Raw genomic sequence first — 20,281 nt, 5'->3', positions numbered from 1 at the left:
CTACCAGAGAGCAGGATTTTTATTCTCTCTCTGGTCTTCATTTTGTGTAGCCAGCCGCTCCACCTCGCCCAGTAAGCGCTGCAAAGCACCACTATTTTCTGAAGCTACTTTTTTCCCTCTCTGACCGGCGGCTTTTCTTTGCCCCACATCTTCCAGCCAAGCCTGAACTTGTGAAGCCATCGATTCACTGTCTTCGACTACAACCATGGCTCCAGCCTCCTGCAACAAACTGGATACAGTGGCGAAGTTATGCAGGTGAGGACCGGAAATAACTGGTACACCCCAGGCAGCGGGTTCAATCATATTGTGGCCACCAACAGAGACCAGGCTACCTCCCACAAAAGCAATATCACTGGCCCCATAGAAGCGCAGCAACTCCCCCATGGTGTCTCCCAGAATAACCTCATCACTAGCTTTAACGGCTGTGCCTTCACTCCTTCGAGCCAAGGTAAAGCCACGCTCCCGACACAAGCGAGCAACACTATCAAAACGCTGTGGATGCCTGGGCACCAACACGAGTAAAAGATCTTTAAATTCTCTCTTCAAAATAGAGAAGGCATCCAAGACCACCTCATCCTCACCCACATGGGTACTAGCCGCCAGCCATATAGGCCTGGAAGACTCCCCCCGCCACTGGTGCGCCAGCGCCTGGGCTTCACTAGCCAGTCCCATATCAATACTGAGGTCAAACTTGATATTGCCGTTGGCTACTGCTCTATCCGCTGGTAATCCCAAATCGATAAACCGCTGCATATCCGCAGGGTATTGCGCAACAACACGATCCAGGTTACTCAACATTGTTCGACTCAAAGAGGGAAAACGCCCGTAACCTCGTGCAGATTTTTCACTGAGACGTGCATTGGCCAATAAAATTGGGATCTTCCTGCTCGAGCAGAGCTTGAGTAGGTTGGGCCAAAGCTCAGTCTCTATAATCACCAATGCACTCGGGCTAAGCGCATTGAGAAATGGCACCAGGCATTCAGGGAGATCATAGGGAAGGTAATAGTGAAGTAAGCGGCCACCAAGAATTGGCTGCAGGGCTTCCTTCACCCGCTCAGACCCGGTTGGAGTTGTAGTCGTTACCAGCCACTGCCAGTCTGTATGTCGCGCAGCCAATTTAGAGATCACTGGTACGGCGGCTAGGGTCTCCCCTACAGATACAGAATGGACCCAGATTAACGGTGCCCGGCTATGCCTTTTTGGAACCTGACCCAGACGCTCTCTTAAGCGCAACCGATAGGCCGGCTGGCTACGCCCTCTCCACCAGAGACGTAGAAGGACAACAGGTAAAAACAGGCGGAAGAGCCAGGAATAAAATATTTGCATGAAGCAGGGGTCACCTAAAGATCAATATTGCCACCAGAGAAAACGTTATGATGACGGTTATCTCTCCCAGGTAAAACACCCCCCACAAGGAAGACCTCAGGCTATTAGTGATCGACCACCCGGTAAAACTCAGAGCGCACCCCAAAAACACCACAAGCCATGCCAGCTGAACGGCAGGCGCGGAGCCAAGGCCCAGAACCCAAGCGCTTACCACCGAAAATCAATCCTAAAATACAGCCTATGCTGGAGATCAAAAGTTGCCCCAGAGCCGATACAAAGATACTGGTATGACCGCGACCTTTGGCAAGTTTATGCTTTGCCAGAGTGATACCAGCGGAGAATTTTCTACGCGACAACCAACGCATATTGGCGCGACTCTCCGGTACAGCCTCGTAAACCCTCGCCTCCAGGCAGTAAACAATCTTTCCGCCCTTGGCCTTAAACTCTGTGAAAAAAATCACATCTGTACCGGCACCAAGAGGATCCTGCTCATTAAACCTCAGTCCTAACGAGCGAATACTGCTCATCGGTATTAATACATTGCTGGTCGCACAGTAGTTGAGCTGATCTCCAGTCTTTCGTTTCTGCCGATAAAAAATACGTGAATAATAGGCAGGTACAGAATCCGGCCAACGCCGAACAACACTGCCACAAACCACGCTACTGCCCCCCAGCTTCTGCGCGTAATCATATAGCTGGATTAACCAATCGGGCTCGACCCACTCATCATCATCGATGAAAACCAGGTAGTCAGCTCCCATATTATCCAGTTCATCAATACAGCGATTGCGTGCACAGGGGATTCCCCGTCGCTCTTCTACAACACAGTTGAGAGGGAAGGGAAAGCTTCTCGACAGCTCTTCCACAACTTCTCTACCAGCCTGAGTGTCCGAATCATTATCGACAACCAATGCAGCCACATTTAAACCTGAAGGTAGCTGCAGGTTGGCCAAGCTTTGCAGAGAACTGCGAAGCCGCTCTGGTCGCTGATAAGTACAAATACAGATCACTAACAAGGGGTGCAATGTAAACTCCAGATTACGGCCAAGGACAAATCAGATATAAGCTTTTGAGCTGGGTTAAAAAAGAATCAGCCTATACCCTTAAGAATGACCTGTCTATAATACCACTTTTGCCAAATGCTTTATCAGGGCATCTATGCTTCATTTTATATGCTTGTGCCCGACCTTCCCTGCTAAAACGCAACCCATTAGTCAAATTGATTTAAAGAACAAATTTTATAAGTCTTGGTATATCTCCCCATGAAAATTATGCAACTTTTACCCGCCCTGAACTCTGGGGGGGTTGAGAGGGGGACCGTTGACCTTGCCCGCTACCTGGTAGCAGGCGGTCATCAGTCAATCGTCGTTTCCAGTGGGGGGAGCATGGTCGGGCAACTGAAGGCTGAAGGCTCAGTCCATATCGAACTTCCTATCCACAAAAAGTCTCTCTTCAGCCTGTTACAGGTCAGACCACTTCGAGAGGTTATAGCTCGTGAGAGGCCCGATATCATCCATGTGCGTTCCAGGGTTCCAGCTTGGCTAGCCTATCTTGCCTGGCGAAATCTTGACCCCGCTGAGCGCCCCCGCCTTGTCAGCACGGCCCATGGCCTTTACTCGATAAATCGATACAGTGCGATTATGGCGAAAACCGAACAGGTAATCGCAATATCAGAGTGTGTGAATAGCTACTTACTGGAGAACTATGCAAACGATCTAAAGCGTCCTCCACAGATCGTTTATCGGGGTGTAGATACGGATGAGTTCAATCCCGATGTCCAGCCAACGGAGTCCTGGTACCAAAAAGTACACCAGGATTTCCCCCAGCTTGCCGGCAAACGCTGGCTCCTCTTACCCGGAAGACTGACCCGCTGGAAGGGACAAGAAGACTTTATCAATCTAATCCATCAGCTAGTCCAAAACCGTTCTGATATCCACGGCATCATTCTCGGCGGAGCAGAGAAGAATAAACAGCACTACGCCGATGAATTGGAACAAAAAATTCACTCCATGAAGCTTCAGAACCACCTTACCCTGGTTGGTCACCGTAGTGATATACGCCACTGGTACAGTGCGTCCAGTTTGGTGTATAACCTATCACGTCGACCCGAGCCATTTGGCAGAACCGTTATAGAGTCCGCTGCGATTGGCACACCTATTATCGGTTATAACATTGGGGGCCCGGCAGAGTCACTTAATGCCTGTTTCCCTCAAGGGCTAGTTGATATCAATGATTCAAAAGCTTTATTCGCGCGTACTCAAGAGCTGCTCGACAGCCCTGAACAGAGGCCTCACCTATCTACCGATTTCACTTTGGGAAGACAGGCCGAACACACCATTGAAATCTACAAAAGCTTACTCACAGAGCGTACCGGAGCGAACCCGAGTGATTAATTTGAGCCAAAGCGAGCCGTTTGCCAGTGGAGGCAATCGCTTTTGCTACCGACACCCGGAGCGGCCTGAAATCTGTGTCAAGGTGATGCGACCAGGGCGAACGGCTGAACTACTGGGACGGGCGCCCTGGTATAAAACTTGGCGTGGAGAGTCATATTTCGATGACAATCTTCGCGAGCTGGAAGGCTACAGCCAACGGGCGCTTGCCGATAATCGAGATGGGCTTTGGCAGCATTTACCAAGGTGGTATGGGATACAGGAGACCAACCTGGGGCCCGCAGCAGTTACCGACATGATTCTTGATCGAGATGGCAACCCAGCATCCACTCTGCGCCAATACCTGAATAAATATGGCCTGAATGCCGAGGTGCGCGCATCTTTGCAGCGTTTTTCCGAGTGGCTGCTTGAATATGAAGTACTCACCAAAAACCTGATCGCCCACAATCTGGTCTTGCGAAAGGAAAATGGTGAACTGCAGACCTATCTAATTGATGGGTTGGGCTGCGCCTCTTTTCTACCCTTGCCTAAAGTTTCCAGCTACTTCGCGAAACGCTATATCCACCGTCGTATCGAGCGTATGTGGCTGAGAGTCGAGTGGGAGATTTCCAATAAAGAAACCCCCTGGCGAAAGTTTGAAGCCGAAGGGCTCAAACGCTAACGACTTGGCAACCCAGATCGGCGTAATAATGCTCGGGCACACAACAGAAACTGGTTAAGGGGATCACGCCTGCCCCCTCCTTTCACTTCAAACTGCTCGCTGACCAAACCCTGATCCAAAAGCCTCAAAACTGCTGAACGCACCTTGTTTGACTTACTGCGACTCGGAACCCGAATCACACCGACCTGGGCCTGACTTTGCAGCGATTCGAACAACATAGAGATACTATCCTCTGTTACCCAAATTCTCTCTGCTTGGGACAGTTGCTCCTGAAGCCAACCCGGCGGACACGAGAGCCAATCAACCAACTCTGCGCCCCCTTTCCCCAGCCCCTCCATTGTGCCTTTCGGGGTTCTCCGACTATCCGAAATACACCAGTCCAAGGGTTGCACCAATAACTTCTCAACCTGCTCCCTGATTGAAGCTGAGTTCCAACTGTAATGCTTGCTGGGTCCACCCAATAAAATAAGCCCCTTTCCAGATTGCGGCACACTTTCTTGGAGTGGTTCGGTCAAGGCGCCCTGGCTTACGATGACATTGGGTAGGGGCGGGGGACGGTCGTGTTCCGGAACGATGGCAAAGTCAAACCAGCGATACGGCCATAAGGGGCGATTGATTGCCACTGCGCGACCACCAAACCTGTGACGGGCGGACAACATGGGAAGGCGACTGCGGCGGCCTGTGCCAATCAGAAAATCAGGGGTAGGGAGGCTTTCCAGCCACTCGCCTGGCTTAAGGGCAATTCGACTGGCGCTGTACTCTGGCGGTATGTCAAAAGCCTGTACCTCCCCGACAAAACTCCTGCGCAACCCCTCAATCAGAGCAGCGCTCTGCTTTTCATGAGCCCGGTTGCCATCCAGAAAACGCCAAACAGTAAGTTGCAATATTGAACCCTAAACTACTAAAACACCGAGGATATCGCGCAGTGTACCTAGCGCATGCCAGTGGGGCTACAGTAACAAGGCTATGGGAGCCCCAAAACATCCAGTATACTGCCAACCATACCCCCCCAGGGAGCACCAACGGGTGTCCCTGGTAAATCTATACCTCAGGAGACCCCCTTAAAGCGCTCAGCCAAATAGACATCCGCTATTAGTTTGTGTAAAGCCCCACAATTATCACCAAAAAGCAAAATTTGAGCGCTCATGGACAACAGACTTTTATATAGTACCCACTCAAACAGCCTGATTCCGCACACCTAAATACAATCTTTTCTGAACGGCCGACAGTTGCACCTATGCCTGAACTTGGAAGTACTCTAAACAATCTTTCCCAGCCCATTTATCGCCAGCAAAGCTCGTTGTGGATTTCAGGCCTGCTTAAGTGGGCCTTTCTAGGGTTATTTATACTGGTATGTGGCTACTATGTTTCCCCCAAGGTATCGGGAGTACAAACCAGCTTCTATCTAACTTTAGTGCCCACAGCCCTTCTACTGCTGGCGTGGCGAAAGAGCTATCACTTCCTGATTTCCTGGCAGTTCCTAACCTTTTGCAGCCTGCCTATCATTCTAGCGCTTTCAACATTGTGGGCCTCTCCGGATGCCGCAGATGTTTATAGGCAATCTGATTACTACTGGAAATTGGTATTATACCTAGCTCTATTTTACTGCGCTGTTTTCTTCCTATTGGAGCAATACGGCGACAACATCCTCCATAAGCTATTACTCTCGCTTATTGTGATTGGACTGCTATCCGGTATTGCCTCGCTAATTGCTTATTCCCTTGATGGCGGCCTCCAGGATCTCCGCCGGATTGGCGGTATATCTCTAGAGGGCAATATTGATAAAACAGGAATGCTGTTCGGCTTCCACGCTCTTTTTTGCTGCTACGGCCTCTACCAAAAACCCCGTATTTGGCGCTGGCTATCAGGAGCGGGCCTACTCACTTCCTGTATCTACATAGTTTTGTCACAAACCAAAGTCCCAATTGTTATGGCGGGCTTTTCAATTTTCTTGGTTGTATTCGGCAACCTTTCGCGCCTGCTGAAAATTTTGGTTGTTGTGGCTATCGTCTGTGTTTTGCCATTGACCTATTTTGCCTTGTATGGTGACTTGCCCCTCCTACACCGGGGTAGCGCTTACTCTATACGTCTGACACTCTGGCAAAAAGCCTTTGAGGAGTTCCTGCAAGCGCCACTATTTGGCCAGGGATTAGTGCATAAGAAATTTATTGCACTAAACAGGATGGTGCCCCATCCACACAATTTTCTTCTGGATATCGCGCGTTTTAGCGGGCTATTAGGGCTGGCAGCCTGTATCTGGCAGGGGCTTGCAACTCTGTGGACCGTGAGATCCAAAGAAAGACTTTTGAGTTGGATTCCTGGTTTGTATTTCACTTGGTTCCTGTTCGGTGTACTGGCAATGCTGACATACGCCCAGCAACCTTTGGCTAAGCCCAATTATATTTGGTTCTTTTACTGGATCCCCCTGGCTATCCTGCTGGCGCGAAGCAGCATTGAAGACCGGGGTTTGAGCCAATGTAAAACTATCCAAGAAAGTAACCCTCAAAAACAGTAACCGCTGAGAGATAGAGTCACACTGATGAATGTAACCGTATTTGGCACCGGCTATGTGGGCCTGGTGCAAGCAGCAGTCTTAGCTGAAGCTGGGAATAAAGTAGTTTGTATCGATATAGACGCGGACAAGATCAACCGCCTCAAGCAGGGAATTATCCCTATTTATGAGCCCGGCCTGGAGCCTATGGTGAAAAACAGTATCACCACAGGCAATCTATCTTTTTCAACCGATGCCGCCTTTGGTGTAGAACACGGTGAGCTAATTTTTATCGCTGTGGGCACTCCTCCAGATGAGGACGGCTCAGCAGATCTTCGCCATGTGTTGACTGTCGCCAGAACCATTGCCAAACACATGGAGTGCAAGAAATACATTATCAATAAGTCCACAGTACCCGTGGGGACTGCCGATAAGGTGCGGGCTGCCGTTGAGGAGGAACTCGCCAAACGGGACCGGTCTGATCTGCCATTCGATATTATTTCCAACCCTGAATTCCTCAAGGAGGGCTCGGCGCTCAATGACTGTATGCGCCCGGATCGAATTATTATCGGCACCTCCGAAGAAGAATCAGAGCAGAAGCTTCGCCACCTGTACGCACCATTTAACCGAAATCACGAAAAAATCCTGGTGATGGACGTTAAAAGCGCGGAGCTGACCAAGTATGCCGCCAACTGCATGCTAGCGACCAAAATCAGCTTTATGAACGAGATGGCAAATATTGCCGATAAAGTTGGCGCTGATATTGAAGCAGTTCGAGCCGGAATCGGCTCAGACCCACGAGTTGGTTACCAGTTTATCTACGCAGGTATCGGCTACGGTGGCTCCTGTTTCCCGAAAGATGTGAAAGCCCTGATTTCCTCGGCTCAACAGCTGGGCATTGCTGCAGATATTCTCGCCGCCGTGGAATCCCGCAACGAGCGCCAGAAACACTATCTCGTTGAAAAAATACAACGCCATTTTAACGGAGATATTCAGGGCAAAACTTTTGCGCTCTGGGGCCTGTCATTCAAACCCAATACAGATGATATGCGCGAAGCCCCAAGCCGTGTGCTGTTAGCTCGATTGTGGGAGCAGGGTGCGAAAGTACGAGCATTTGACCCTGAGGCCATGGAGGAGTGTCAGCGAATTTTTGGCGATCGCGAAGACCTGACCCTTTGCGACTCCAAGACAGAGGCTTTACAGGATGCCGACGCCCTGATTGTCGCGACCGAATGGCAACAGTTCAAATCTCTTGATATCGATGAAGTAAGCAGTGCTCTCAGTGCCCCGGTTGTGTTTGACGGACGCAACCAGTACGAACCAGAGGAAATGCGCGAGGCAGGCTTTGATTATTACTGCGTAGGGCGCCCGGACACCACCAGCTCTTACTAAGTAAGCCTTACTTAAAATAAAAACCCGGCATCTGCCGGGTTTTTATTTTCTGTCATGCTATTCGCATCTTTACTTCTGCCTGGCCCGCTACATCACTGAGCCAACCCCGATGCGCAGCACTACGCCCATGTACCACATCAAAATAAAGGTTTTGCAAACGACCGGTAATAGGGCCGCGACGACCACTGCCGATAGAACGCCCATCCAACTCACTAATGGGCAATACTTCCGCCGCTGTGCCAGTAAAAAACGCTTCGTCAGCGATATAGACTTCGTCCCGAGTGATACGCTTCTCTAGCACCCTATAGCCGCACTCCCGTGCCAGCTCAATAACTGTATCTCGGGTAATTCCATCCAGGCACGACGTCAGCTCCGGGGTATAAATAGTCCCATCGCGAACAATGAAGACATTTTCTCCACTACCCTCAGCAACATAACCCTCGGGGTCCAGTAATAACGCCTCCTCGCAGCCATTGCGCACTGCCTCCTGTAACGCCAGCATCGAGTTTATATAGTTACCATTGGCTTTCGCCTTACACATGCTGATATTCACATGGTGTCGAGTGTATGAGGAGGTATTCACCTTAATCCCCTGCTCCAACGCCTCGGGGCTCATGTAGCTGGGCCACTCCCAGGAAGCGACAATCACATGGGTTGAAAGATTTTCTGCGCGTAACCCCATTCCCTCTGACCCGTAAAATACCATTGGTCTCAAGTAAGCTTGGCGCAAGTTATTTTCGCGCACCACAAGCCGCTGAGCTTCATTCAGCTCATCAGTGCTGTAGGGCATTGGGATATTCATTATTTTTGCAGAGCGAAACAACCGACGGGTGTGCTCTTGCAAACGAAAGATACTGGTGCCGTTACCGGTTTCATAAGCCCGTACGCCTTCAAATACCCCCATTCCATAGTGCAGGGTATGAGTGAGGACATGCACCCGGGCATCGCGCCAGGGAACCAATTCACCATCAAACCAGATAACGCCGTCGCGGTCGGCAAAAGACATGGGTAACTCCTACAAATCCTGAAAAACAGTTTAATCGGGCAGCAGGTAGAAACCCGGTGTTAACCGAGTAATTGCTGCCAGTTTGTTTGAACGGTCTTTCTTTCCGCTGTGAATTGGTCATCGCTCACAATCCCTGGCAGTTGTTGTAGTGCCAGGCGATGACCTTCAGATCGGTAGGCTTTGTAGGCGTCGATCAGATGTCCGGCTTGTTGGGCCGGCATCAGGCCTGCGTCAATTAGACTTTCGAGAATGCGAATATTATCGGTATACCGCACGATCGAGGGCGAAATTTTTGCCCAGGCCAGAGCAGCATATTGAACCATAAATTCAATATCGACAATACCGCCCTCACCGTGCTTTAGATCAAACTTTTTATCGTTGCTCTTATCGAGGTGCGCACGCATTTTATTGCGCATTTCCACCACCTCATCACGCAATTTATCGCTCTTTCGCGACTGGCAAAGCAATTTCGTACGCAACTGTTGAAACGACTCACTCAGGCGGAGACTACCGGCGACAGATCGAGCTCTCACCAGCGCCTGATGCTCCCAGGTCCAGGCACTCTCCCTCTGGTATTTTTCAAAGGCAGCCAATGAAGTCACCAAGAGTCCTGAATTACCCGAAGGGCGCAGTCTTGTGTCTACCTCATAAAGAGGCCCGCTCAATGTACGGGTTTGCAATATGTGGATAAGTCGCTGTGCTAGTCGGGTAAAAAAGCTCAGGTTATCAATACTGGTTTTACCGTCGGTAACCTGCATCGCATCTGCATCGTGCACAAAAACAATATCCAGGTCAGAACCGTGGCCAAGCTCCAACCCCCCCAGCTTTCCGTAGGCGATAATGGCAAAGTGCATATCCTCTGCCGAGGCCCCCGCAGGCACACCGTATTTATCCACCATCTGTGCCCAGGCGAGTTGCAATGACTGCTGCAATATCGCCTCTGCCAACCAAGTAAGGGAATCACTGACTTTCATCAAAGGCAGGGCACCATTCACCTCTTGTGCCGCAATGCGCAGGCTTTGACTCTGTTTAAAATATCGAAGCGCCTCCATTTGCAATTCCAGATCTTCAGGATCGATCCGCAACAATTCGAGACGCAGCTCATTGGCAATATCTGCCGCCGTAGAGGGTGCTAGTAACCTGCGGGAATCCAGTAACTCATCCAGCAGAATTGGATGGCGCGCAAGTTGCTCAGCAATCCACGGACTGGCACTACAGAGGCGCACCAGCTGGTTGAGCACGGGGGGATTTTCATTAATCAGGACGAGATAGGCACTGCGACGCAGTACTGAGCGCACTAAAGGTAAAACACGGGTTAGCACTAACAAGGGATCAGCCTGTAACCCTGCTGCGGCCAGTAGCGTAGGCATAAATTGGTCTAGGCGCGCACGGGAAGAAGCAGGTAGTGCCGCAACCATTGTTGACTGGCACAGCTCCTTTAAGTGCTCGAGTGCCTGCGGTGGAGGAAGAAACCCTGCACTTTCCAAAATCTGCAAATTCTCTTCATTCGCAGTTTCATCGGCGCAACTTGCCCAGAGTCCCTGCCACTCTTCAGCCACACTGGGGGCGGCCATCTCCTCTGGTGGAGCGATTACAGTATCGAACTCCCGCTCAACTAAGGAACGAACTTCGACCAGCTCACTCTCCAATTGCTCCCAATTATCGCGGCCCAGGGCAAATGCCAATTTTTCCCTTTCTTCCTCCTCAGCTGGGAGCGCCTGTGTCTGCTGATCCCGGTATGCCTGAAGAGCGTGTTCAACTCTCCGCAGCAACAAATAACAATTGGTCAGTTCACTGGCCACTCCCGGTTCAACATGGCCATCACTTTCCAAAAGGGGCAGTAGCTTGAGCAAGCTGCGCTCGCGCAGCGCGGGTTCGCGCCCTCCGCGAATTAACTGGAATGCCTGGGCAATAAATTCCAACTCGCGTATGCCGCCCCGCCCAAGTTTGATATTGTCCGTTAAACCGCGAGCGCGCACTTGCCGCTGTATCAGGGCTTTCATTTCACGCAAAGCATCAATAGCACTGAAATCGATATAGCGGCGATAAGTAAATGGGCGCAACAACTCCATCAGCTCTTCAGAAAACGCCTCCCTGCCGGCAACAGGGCGAGCTTTGACCATGGCGTAGCGCTCCCACTCACGCCCTTGAGTCTGGTAATAGTCCTCCAGAGCGGCGAAATGGCTTACCAAGGGGCCACTGTCACCGTAGGGGCGCAAACGCATATCTACACGGAAGACAAAACCATCCGCATTGATTCCATCCAATGATTTAATCAAGCGCTGGCCAAGCTTTTGGAAAAACTGCTGATTCTCTATGCTCTTTCCACCATCGGTATAACCAGGCTCTGGGTAAGCAAAAATCAGATCGATATCCGATGAAAGATTGAGTTCCCGGGCTCCCAATTTGCCCATTCCCAACACCACCATCGACTGACTATCGCCAGCTATACTACGAGGCTCGCCATAGCGCTCAACTAATTTCTCATGGTGCCATTGCATCGCCGTACGAATGGATAGCTCAGCCAATTCACTGAGCCGCAGACATGCCTGGGGAATATCCCACTGGCCGGCAAAATCGCGAAATATGACTTCAGCCGTTACCCGGTTACGCAATAAACGCAATTGAAGATCCAGTTCCTCATCACTTCCTATGATCGGCAGGGAGAGCCCAAGATCTTGTTTAAGTAACAAATCCCGGAAAAGCTCTGGGCGGCGACAGCACTGTTGATAAAAAAATTCTGAACCAATTAAGCTCCGAGCCACTCCTTGCGCAAGCAATGGCTCTGCCAGCAAGCTCTCCACCTCAACAACAAGCGCGGCCTCCACCAGTTCACACCAGTCATGCCAAAGTGACTGAAGTTGAGCGCGGATGGGTTTTGGGCACTGAATGTTGTCAAACATGAGGGTCGATCCTTGGTGCGAATATCAGCGGGCAATTCTGCCTAGCTATCGGCATTCCGATAGCTAGCGGTGGTATCGGATAATGATGAGTGGCCGAGCAAGCCCGCCCCTCGCGTCACTTCACTGGCCTCTACATCTTCAAACAGTTATCTCAGAGAGGCCACCGAAGCTAGAAAGCGATATCCGGCGGTGGGGCCACCCTCAATACCTCTGCCACAGTGGTCAAACCCGCCGCTACTTTTTTCGCACCGGAAAGCCTCAGGCTATTCATACCTTCGCGCATCGCCTGGCGCCGCAGTTGCTGTAAATCACAATCGGTGGTGACAATAGCTTGTACCGACTCGCTAAATGGCAGGATTTCATAAATACCCTGACGCCCACGATAGCCCGTATTACGACACTCCAGGCAACCTTCCGGCCGGTAGACTTTGTCCGGTAACGGCGCTCTCCAGGGTTTCACCAGAGACTGCCAATCGGCCTCTTCAATTTTGTCCTCCTGCTTGCAACTGGGACATAGTGTGCGCACCAAGCGCTGGGCCATCACCCCGAGAATGGTGGACTTCAATAAATAATGCGGCAAGCCCAGATCCAATAAGCGGGTAACCGCTGTTGGAGCGTCATTGGTATGCAGGGTTGAGATAACCAGGTGGCCTGTCAGTGCCGCTTGAACCGCCATCTGAGCGGTTTCCAGGTCACGAATTTCACCAACCATGATGATATCGGGATCCTGACGCATCAGGGTTCTAATACCTGCAGCAAAATCAAAGCCAATAGAGTGATGAACCTGGGTTTGGTTAAAGCTCTCTTCCACCATTTCGATAGGATCTTCAACCGTGGAAACATTCACTGCACTGGTGGCCAACTGCTTAAGACCAGTATACAAAGTGGTGGTTTTACCCGAACCGGTAGGGCCCGTAACCAACACAATACCATTGGGCCGTGACAGCATCGCCTGCCAGCGAGCCAAGTCATCACCACCCAGTCCCAGATCGGAATAAGATCGCGCGAGAACCTCTGGATCGAAGATCCGCATTACCAGCTTCTCGCCAAAGGCTGTGGGAAGAGTGGAGAGGCGCAACTCCACTTCGCTGCCGTCGGGCCTTTTTGTCTTGATGCGGCCATCCTGGGGTTTGCGCTTCTCCGCCACATTCATGCGCCCTAGAATTTTCAGGCGACTGGTAACCGCAGCATTCACTTGATCTGGTAACTCATGGATTGGATGCAGTACACCATCAATACGAAAGCGAATACGTCCCACTTCCCGGCGCGGTTCAATATGGATATCACTGGCACGCTGATCAAAGGCGTGCTGCAACAACCAATCGACGATATTGACGATGTGTTGATCGTTAGCTTCAGGGTCCTTTAAGGCGCCCAACTCCAGCAACTGTTCAAAATTATTTGCCGCTGAGGTTCCCTGAAGGCCGCTTGCACCAGAGATTGAATTGGAAAGGGAGTAAAACTCGACGCAGTGTCGTTTGATATCGGCCGGATCAGCCACCACACGGCGTACTCTGCGGCCAGTGGTATGTTCCAGCTGCTCCTCCCAACCATGGTTAAACGGTTGAGCTGTCGCCACCAGAAGTTCTTCGGTACTCGCCTCAACACAGAGAATTTGGTGTCGCTTGGCAAATTGGAAGCTCATCACCTCGGTGACAGCGCTCACATTAACCTTCAGAGGATCAATATGATACAAGGGGTGGGAGGAGCTCTCCGCTAACCAGGCGCTAAGGATTTCACTATTGAGCAGACTACCCGGTTGCTTGCGGTTGGCCAGGTCACAACTGGCGATATAGCTGAGCGGGTGCATCTGGGCCTGCTCTGCTGTCCGCGGGGTCCCGACAATACGGTTGGCATCCTCTCGGCTAACAAAGCCCTGCCCCACCAAATCTTCCAGTAATCCGCGCAGTTCCAGTATGCGGTCTGCAACTCTACTCTCTGCCATTGGTAACCCCTTTATTCTCATATGGCGACGTCGCATTGTAGCCCTATCATCAAGCTGTGAAAGTGCGCTGTTAACGCACTGTTACGAAGTTGCCCCGATTGGGGTACCATGCCGCCGTTTTCGCATTCTGAGCAATGGAGCTAACCATGGCCCTGTCGAATATTGCCAACTTATTTGGCCGCTCTCCGATTAAGCCAATCGAGAAGCATATGGCTACGGCCCACGAGGCATCGGCTGACCTGATCCCCTTCTTTGAAGCACTGATCAAAGGTGACCTCAAAGAGGCAGAACAGATCCAACTGCGTATCTCCGCCTCGGAGAACCGCGCTGACGATATCAAGAGAGACCTGCGCCTGCATCTGCCGGACAGCCTGTTTATGCCAGTGTCCAGGACCGACTTGCTGGAATTGCTGCATGCCCAGGATGAGGTAGCCAACACTGCCCAGGATATCGCTGGTCTGGCTGTAGGCAGGAAGATGCAGATTCCCGAACCTCTCCAATCCTTGATGACCACCTTTGTGGAGAGCGCTGTCGCCACCTCTGCACAAGCACTGCGCGCGATCAACGAACTGGACGAGTTGCTGGAAAGCGGCTTTGCCGGGCGCGAGGTGGATATCGCCAAACGCATGACTGAAGAGCTGGATGAACTGGAGCGCAAGTCAGACAAGCTTGAAGTCGAAATTCGCGCGTCGCTGTTTGTTATTGAGAAAGACTTACCTCCGGTGGACGTTATGTTCCTCTACCGGGTTATTGAATGGATCGGTGAACTCGCCGATCGCGCCCACAGCGTGGGCAACCGATTGCAGTTGTTGTTAGCACGTTAGGGGGTTTGGCGTGGAAATTATTAGTCAATACGGCCATATATTATTGATTTTGGCCTGTGTGGCAGGCTTCTTTATGGCCTGGGGCGTCGGTGCCAACGACGTAGCCAACGCCATGGGTACCTCCGTAGGTTCCCGTGCACTGACTATCAAGCAGGCGATTGTTATCGCCATGATCTTTGAATTTGCCGGCGCCTATTTGGCAGGCGGAGAGGTTACCGCAACCATCCGCAAAGGCATTATCGATTCTGAAGTCTTCGCCGCCCAACCGCAGCTGTTGGTATACGGTATGCTTTCGGCACTACTGGCGGCGGGCACCTGGCTGCTGGTAGCCAGTATTCTCGGCTGGCCGGTATCCACCACCCACTCTATTGTCGGCGCAATTGTCGGCTTCTCTGCGGTAGGTATATCCCCAGATGCAGTGGCCTGGGGTAAAGTGGGCAGCATCGTGGCTAGCTGGGTGGTCTCCCCGGTTCTCGCGGGCACCCTGTCTTTCCTGTTATTCCGCAGTGTCCAGCGCCTGATCCTAGACACGGAAGACCCCTTCAACAATGCCAAGCGCTACATCCCCTTCTACATGTTTGCAGTGGGCTGGATGATTGCCATGGTGACCCTTACCAAGGGCCTCAAGCACGTTCTTAAAGATGCCAATATCCAGCTCAGCTTTATCCAGGATGCCGGTATCGCCGCCCTGGTGGGCCTTGCTGTCGCCGGTATCGGAGTCACCATGCTCAAGCGCGTCCAGCGCGACCCGGCAGCTGAAGCTGAAAACCGTTTCGCCAACGTCGAGCGCGTATTTGCGATCCTGATGGTCTTCACCGCCTGTGCCATGGCCTTCGCTCACGGCTCCAACGATGTCGCCAACGCCGTTGGTCCTCTGGCTGCCGTAGTTAACACCATCCAGAGCGGTGCTATCACCGTTAAATCCACTATGCCTTCCTGGATATTGCTGCTCGGCGGTATCGGTATCGTGGTGGGCCTGGCGACATACGGCTTTAAGGTAATGGCCACTATCGGTAAGAAAATCACCGAGCTGACCCCGAGCCGTGGCTTCGCTGCCGAGCTGGGTGCGGCCTCCACCGTCGTACTGGCTTCTGGTACCGGCCTGCCAATCTCCACGACTCACACTCTGGTGGGCGCGGTATTGGGTGTTGGCCTGGCGCGGGGTATTGGCGCCCTGAACCTGCGTATGATCACCACTATCGCCGCATCTTGGGTGGTCACCCTCCCAGCGGGTGCAGGTATTGCGATCCTGTTCTTCTACTTCTTCAAGGGCCTGTTCGGCTAAAGCTGCAGTAGCATTGAGCAATAAAAAGGGGGCCTAGGCCCCCTTTTTTGTTCCTCTCACTCATACCAATCTCAACTAAGCTGTGCCAATAGCTGAACAGATATCTGGCGCACATCAACTTCGCCTTCCCCTCACTTCATTCGTGTAAATCACATGACTACTTGCAACTGGACAGTGGGAACCTACCTGGCACAGAGATTAAAAGACGCCGGTATAAAGCACTACTTCGCCTTACCTGGCGATTACAACTTAGTGCTACTGGATCAATTGCTACTCCACCCAGACCTAAAAATGATCAGTTGTTGTAACGAGCTGAACGCAGGCTACGCCGCCGACGGCTATGCACGAGCTACAGGTGGGCCCTCAGCGGCTGTGGTCACTTTTTCTGTAGGCGGCCTGAGCATGATCAATGCGGTAGCCGGTGCCTTTGCGGAAGACCTCCCTTTGATCGCTATCTCAGGAGGGCCAAATACTAACTCTGAGGCTGAGTGGGAATATTTACACCACACTTTAGGCAAGGTCGATTACAGCTATCAGAGCGAAATTTATTCACGGGTCACAGCCGAGACTGTAATTATCCACCACCCATCCCTCGCTCCTGCGGCAATAGACAGAGCAATTGATACTGCGATGCTACGGCGTAAGCCGGTCTATATCGAAATTGCAGCCAATATTGCCAGCGCTCCTACGTCAGCTCCTATCCCCCGGGGATTTGCTCGGAGTGCCACGAGCGACCCGGACTCACTCGCTGCTGCGGTAGATCATATTGCCGCATTCCTCAATACTGCCGAGCGGCCAGTGTTGATTGCCGGGGGAAAAGTACGTGCAGCCTCTGCTGAGGAATCCCTGCGGGAACTAGCTGCGAGCAGCCGCTACGGTGTAGCCTGTATGGCCGATGCCAAGGGACTGCTTTCAGAGACTCACGACAATTTTATGGGTATGTACTGGGGACCAGTCAGTACACCGGGGTGCAGTGAAATTGTTGATACCGCCGATGCACTGCTCTTTGCCGGCCCAATATTTACCGATTACACCACTACCGGGCACCAACTATGCTTCGACAAAAGCAAGACCGTTATTGCATTACCAGCATCTGTACAACTGGGAGATACCTGTTACAGCAATGTCCATATGAATGACTTATTGGAAGCCCTGGTCAATAAGCTCAACCCCAATAACGGTGCAGTAAAAGCCTACCGCCGGGTCAGTAGTCCAAAACATATCCCACAACCAGGCAAGCGAGGCGATGCTTTAACGATTCGACAACTGTTTGCCCGAATCCAAAAAGTGCTTGAAAGCGATACCGCCCTGCTAGTGGAAACCGGGGACTCCTGGTTTAACGGTATGGAACTATCGCTACCAGATGGAGCCCGCTTCGAAATACAAATGCAATATGGGAGTATCGGCTGGTCTGTAGGAGCAACTCTCGGTTATAGCTTGGGTATGGGAAAAGGGCGCATGATCGCCTGTATTGGGGATGGGTCTTTCCAACTGACCGCCCAGGAAATCTCCACAATGATCCGCTACAACGTTAATCCAATTATTTTTTTGATAAATAACGGTGGCTACACCATTGAAGTAGAAATTCACGATGGACCCTACAACAATATTAAAAACTGGGAGTACGCGCAGTTAGTCGAGGTTTTCAGTGCAGGAGAGGGTCGCGCCTGGGGTTGTAAAGTCACCACTGAGGGGGAGCTGGATAAAGCAATAAAAGATGCCCTAAAGCACGATGGACTTTGCCTGATAGAAGTAATTATCGATCGCAATGATTGCAACGTAAATTTGCTTAGATGGGGAAACCAGGTAGCTAGGAACAATAGCCGCCCAAGCCGCAGTGTTTAATTATTCCCTCACCTTGCTTGAAAAACCAAGCTAACTCTAAAAATAGATTTGGAACTCCAAATCCATATCTATTTATTACAAGCAACAGTAGTATTCGGAGTCATAACTTGGGCCTGCCCCACCAATTTACTGCTGCCTGCGAATTTATCCAGATGCCATTACTGTTGTTTGTCACTCTTCTGTGGGCCTTTTCCTTCAGTTTGATAGGCGCCTACCTGGCCGGACAGGTGGATAGCTATTTTTCCGCAATGACACGGGTGCTCCTTGCCACAGCGGTATTTCTACCCATGCTGAAATGGAAGGGTTGCCCTCCCCGTACCGCAATACGTTTAATTGTGATCGGTGCGGTACAATTGGGGCTGATGTACTTGTTTTACTACCAGTCATTTTTACTGCTCAGTATCCCCGAAGTATTGTTATTTACTATTTTCACTCCCCTGTATATCACCGCCCTTGAGGACTTCCTTAACAGGCACTTTTCTGTCTGGAACCTCACTATCGCAGCCATAGCCGTATTGGGAGCCGCCACTATTCGCTGGGGCTCTCCCAGTAACGACTTTTGGATTGGGTTTGCAGTTGTCCAGGGTGCCAACCTATGTTTTGCCGTGGGGCAGGTGGCATACAAGCGCCTGATGTCCAGAGAGCAAGGCCCCCTCCCGAGACAAACCTTCGCTTGGTTTTTTGTAGGCGCCAGCTTGATCACTGTTATTGCCTGGCTCCTGCTTGGGAAACCGCAGTACCCACAGGGCTCACAGCAATGGGGTGTTCTACTCTGGTTGGGGTTGGTGGCATCAGGTCTGGGGTACTTTTTGTGGAACAAGGGTGCTACGCAGGTCTCTACTGGTACCCTGGCCGCAATGAATAATGCACTGATTCCCGCTGGCTTATTGGTAAATCTGTTAATCTGGAATCGGGATGCCGATCTAACCCGTCTCGCCCTTGGGGGAGGACTGATCGGAGCCGCTGTTATCTTGAATGAATGGCGCAACAAGAGTAGGGAAAGTCACCATGGCGAGTATCGCAGTACCTGACCTGAAGACCCAATTACATCAACTGATAGCCTGCCCCAGTATCAGTGCAACCGATCCTTCCCTGGATATGGGTAACCGCCCGGTGGTTGAGCTACTGGGTGGATGGTTGGAAGGACTTGGTTTCAATGTAGAGATAATGCCTTTAAAGGGCTCTCCCAACAAAGCCAATATGATTGCTACTCTCGGAGGTAAAAGTGGTGATAAAGGCGGGCTCGTTCTATCCGGACACACTGATACAGTCCCCTTTGATGCGGGGCGCTGGCAATCGGACCCCTTTAAGGTTTTAGAGCGCGACAACCGCTTATACGGTCTCGGCACCAGTGATATGAAGGGTTTTTTCCCTATGGTTATCGAGGCTGCGCAGACTTTTCTCGACAAGCCTTTACAAAAACCATTGATTGTTTTGGCAACAGCCGATGAAGAAACAAGTATGAGTGGTGCCCGCGCCCTGGTGCAGGCTGGCAAACCCCAAGCGCGCTACGCGGTAATTGGTGAGCCCACCGGGCTTCGCCCGATACGTATGCACAAGGGGGTTATGATGGAAGCAGTGCGTATTACTGGGCAATCCGGCCACTCATCAGATCCCAGTTTGGGGGCCAACGCTCTCGAGGCCATGCATAAAGTTATTGGTGAACTATTAACACTGCGAAAAGAGTGGCAGCAAAAATACAACAACCCCGGATTCGCCGTTCCAGTACCCACGATGAACTTAGGCTGTATCCATGGGGGTGACAACCCCAATCGGATCTGCGGCCATACAGAACTCCAGTTTGATATTCGTCCGTTACCAGGAATGCAGCTTACGGACCTACGGGAAGAACTAAACAAACGTATCCTAACCATTCCACAAGACAATAAAATTCAGGTGGAAGTGGCCTCTTTGTTCCCCGGCACTGCGCCCTTTGAACAGGATGCCCATTCAGAGTTAGTAAAAGTTGCAGAACAACTTTGTGGCCATCCCGCTGAAAGTGTTGCCTTTGGTACTGAAGCGCCCTACTTGAAGAGTTTGAATATTGACACTATCGTGCTCGGCCCCGGCGATATTGACCAAGCTCATCAGCCGGATGAATTTCTCGCCCTGGATCGTATCAACCCTATGGTCAATATTCTGCGCGACTTGATTGGCCGCTTTTGCCTTTAATCTGCCTGCGACAGCCTCCGGGGCTTTAACACCACAAGACT

General features: G+C 51.4%; 15 protein-coding genes. 9 read left to right on the top strand and 6 right to left on the bottom strand.

Annotated elements, in window-relative coordinates; genetic code table 11:
- Together waaA and ACYX4J_RS01120 are read right to left on the bottom strand one after the other, a co-directional pair.
- Window positions 1-1,326 carry a lipid IV(A) 3-deoxy-D-manno-octulosonic acid transferase gene (waaA, locus tag ACYX4J_RS01125; protein WP_476177684.1) on the bottom strand — a complete coding sequence of 442 codons (1,326 nt, stop codon included), beginning with the start codon at window positions 1,324-1,326 and terminating at the stop codon, window positions 1-3.
- Window positions 1,327-1,430: 104 nt separating this feature from the next.
- The gene (locus tag ACYX4J_RS01120; RefSeq protein ID WP_476177683.1) at window positions 1,431-2,351 is read right to left on the bottom strand and encodes a glycosyltransferase family 2 protein; all 921 of its coding nucleotides are present in this window, start codon (window positions 2,349-2,351) and stop codon (window positions 1,431-1,433) included.
- A gap of 237 nt (window positions 2,352-2,588) precedes the next feature.
- On the opposite strand from ACYX4J_RS01120, the gene ACYX4J_RS01115 reads away from it, so the two are divergent.
- Together ACYX4J_RS01115 and ACYX4J_RS01110 are read left to right on the top strand one after the other, a co-directional pair.
- Entirely contained in the window at window positions 2,589-3,719 is a 1,131-nt protein-coding gene (locus ACYX4J_RS01115; protein WP_475709265.1) for a glycosyltransferase family 4 protein, read from the top strand.
- On the top strand, window positions 3,712-4,377 hold the full coding sequence (locus ACYX4J_RS01110) for a YrbL family protein (protein WP_476177682.1): 666 nt from the start codon (window positions 3,712-3,714) through the stop codon (window positions 4,375-4,377). Before ACYX4J_RS01115 ends, ACYX4J_RS01110 begins: the two co-directional genes overlap by 8 nt.
- Here the strand turns inward: ACYX4J_RS01110 and ACYX4J_RS01105 are convergent.
- On the bottom strand, window positions 4,374-5,261 hold the full coding sequence (locus ACYX4J_RS01105; RefSeq protein WP_444940581.1) for an ELM1/GtrOC1 family putative glycosyltransferase: 888 nt from the start codon (window positions 5,259-5,261) through the stop codon (window positions 4,374-4,376). The genes ACYX4J_RS01110 and ACYX4J_RS01105 overlap by 4 nt on opposite strands.
- A gap of 353 nt (window positions 5,262-5,614) precedes the next feature.
- Here ACYX4J_RS01105 and ACYX4J_RS01100 point away from each other — a divergent pair, with 353 nt between their 5' ends.
- Both ACYX4J_RS01100 and ACYX4J_RS01095 read left to right on the top strand, forming a co-directional pair.
- Complete coding sequence (locus ACYX4J_RS01100; protein WP_444940580.1) at window positions 5,615-6,892, top strand: O-antigen ligase family protein; 1,278 nt, start codon at window positions 5,615-5,617, stop codon at window positions 6,890-6,892.
- 24 nt (window positions 6,893-6,916) lie between these two features.
- The gene (locus tag ACYX4J_RS01095; protein WP_476177681.1) at window positions 6,917-8,260 is read left to right on the top strand and encodes a UDP-glucose dehydrogenase family protein; all 1,344 of its coding nucleotides are present in this window, start codon (window positions 6,917-6,919) and stop codon (window positions 8,258-8,260) included.
- Between the two features lie 52 nt (window positions 8,261-8,312).
- Here the strand turns inward: ACYX4J_RS01095 and ACYX4J_RS01090 are convergent, their stop codons facing one another.
- The 3 genes from ACYX4J_RS01090 to tfpB form a co-directional block, all read right to left on the bottom strand.
- Window positions 8,313-9,266, bottom strand: coding sequence for a branched-chain amino acid transaminase (locus ACYX4J_RS01090; protein ID WP_444895899.1), 954 nt, complete (start codon window positions 9,264-9,266; stop codon window positions 8,313-8,315).
- A 59-nt stretch (window positions 9,267-9,325) separates the two neighbouring features.
- The gene (gene glnE, locus ACYX4J_RS01085) at window positions 9,326-12,169 is read right to left on the bottom strand and encodes a bifunctional [glutamate--ammonia ligase]-adenylyl-L-tyrosine phosphorylase/[glutamate--ammonia-ligase] adenylyltransferase (protein WP_476177680.1); all 2,844 of its coding nucleotides are present in this window, start codon (window positions 12,167-12,169) and stop codon (window positions 9,326-9,328) included.
- A gap of 169 nt (window positions 12,170-12,338) precedes the next feature.
- Window positions 12,339-14,114 carry a type IV pilus assembly ATPase TfpB gene (gene tfpB / locus ACYX4J_RS01080; RefSeq protein ID WP_476177679.1) on the bottom strand — a complete coding sequence of 592 codons (1,776 nt, stop codon included), beginning with the start codon at window positions 14,112-14,114 and terminating at the stop codon, window positions 12,339-12,341.
- A gap of 146 nt (window positions 14,115-14,260) precedes the next feature.
- Here tfpB and ACYX4J_RS01075 point away from each other — a divergent pair, with 146 nt between their 5' ends.
- The 5 genes from ACYX4J_RS01075 (at window position 14,261) to argE (ending at window position 20,240) form a co-directional block, all read left to right on the top strand.
- Window positions 14,261-14,938 (top strand): TIGR00153 family protein, encoded by a 678-nt coding sequence (locus tag ACYX4J_RS01075; protein ID WP_476177678.1) that lies wholly within the window; start codon window positions 14,261-14,263, stop codon window positions 14,936-14,938.
- 10 nt (window positions 14,939-14,948) lie between these two features.
- A complete protein-coding gene (locus tag ACYX4J_RS01070) occupies window positions 14,949-16,223 on the top strand; it encodes an inorganic phosphate transporter (protein WP_282930993.1) in 1,275 nt (424 codons plus the stop codon).
- A 153-nt stretch (window positions 16,224-16,376) separates the two neighbouring features.
- On the top strand, window positions 16,377-18,068 hold the full coding sequence (locus ACYX4J_RS01065) for a thiamine pyrophosphate-binding protein (protein WP_476177677.1): 1,692 nt from the start codon (window positions 16,377-16,379) through the stop codon (window positions 18,066-18,068).
- A 107-nt stretch (window positions 18,069-18,175) separates the two neighbouring features.
- Complete coding sequence (locus tag ACYX4J_RS01060; protein WP_444907067.1) at window positions 18,176-19,099, top strand: carboxylate/amino acid/amine transporter; 924 nt, start codon at window positions 18,176-18,178, stop codon at window positions 19,097-19,099.
- A complete protein-coding gene (gene argE, locus ACYX4J_RS01055; protein ID WP_444907066.1) occupies window positions 19,077-20,240 on the top strand; it encodes an acetylornithine deacetylase in 1,164 nt (387 codons plus the stop codon). The genes ACYX4J_RS01060 and argE overlap by 23 nt, the downstream gene beginning before the upstream one ends.
- Window positions 20,241-20,281 lie beyond the last annotated feature (41 nt).

It is taken from the genome of Microbulbifer sp. ABM4_008, from assembly GCF_056311705.1.
This window is presented reverse-complemented; position numbering and strand designations above follow the sequence as displayed.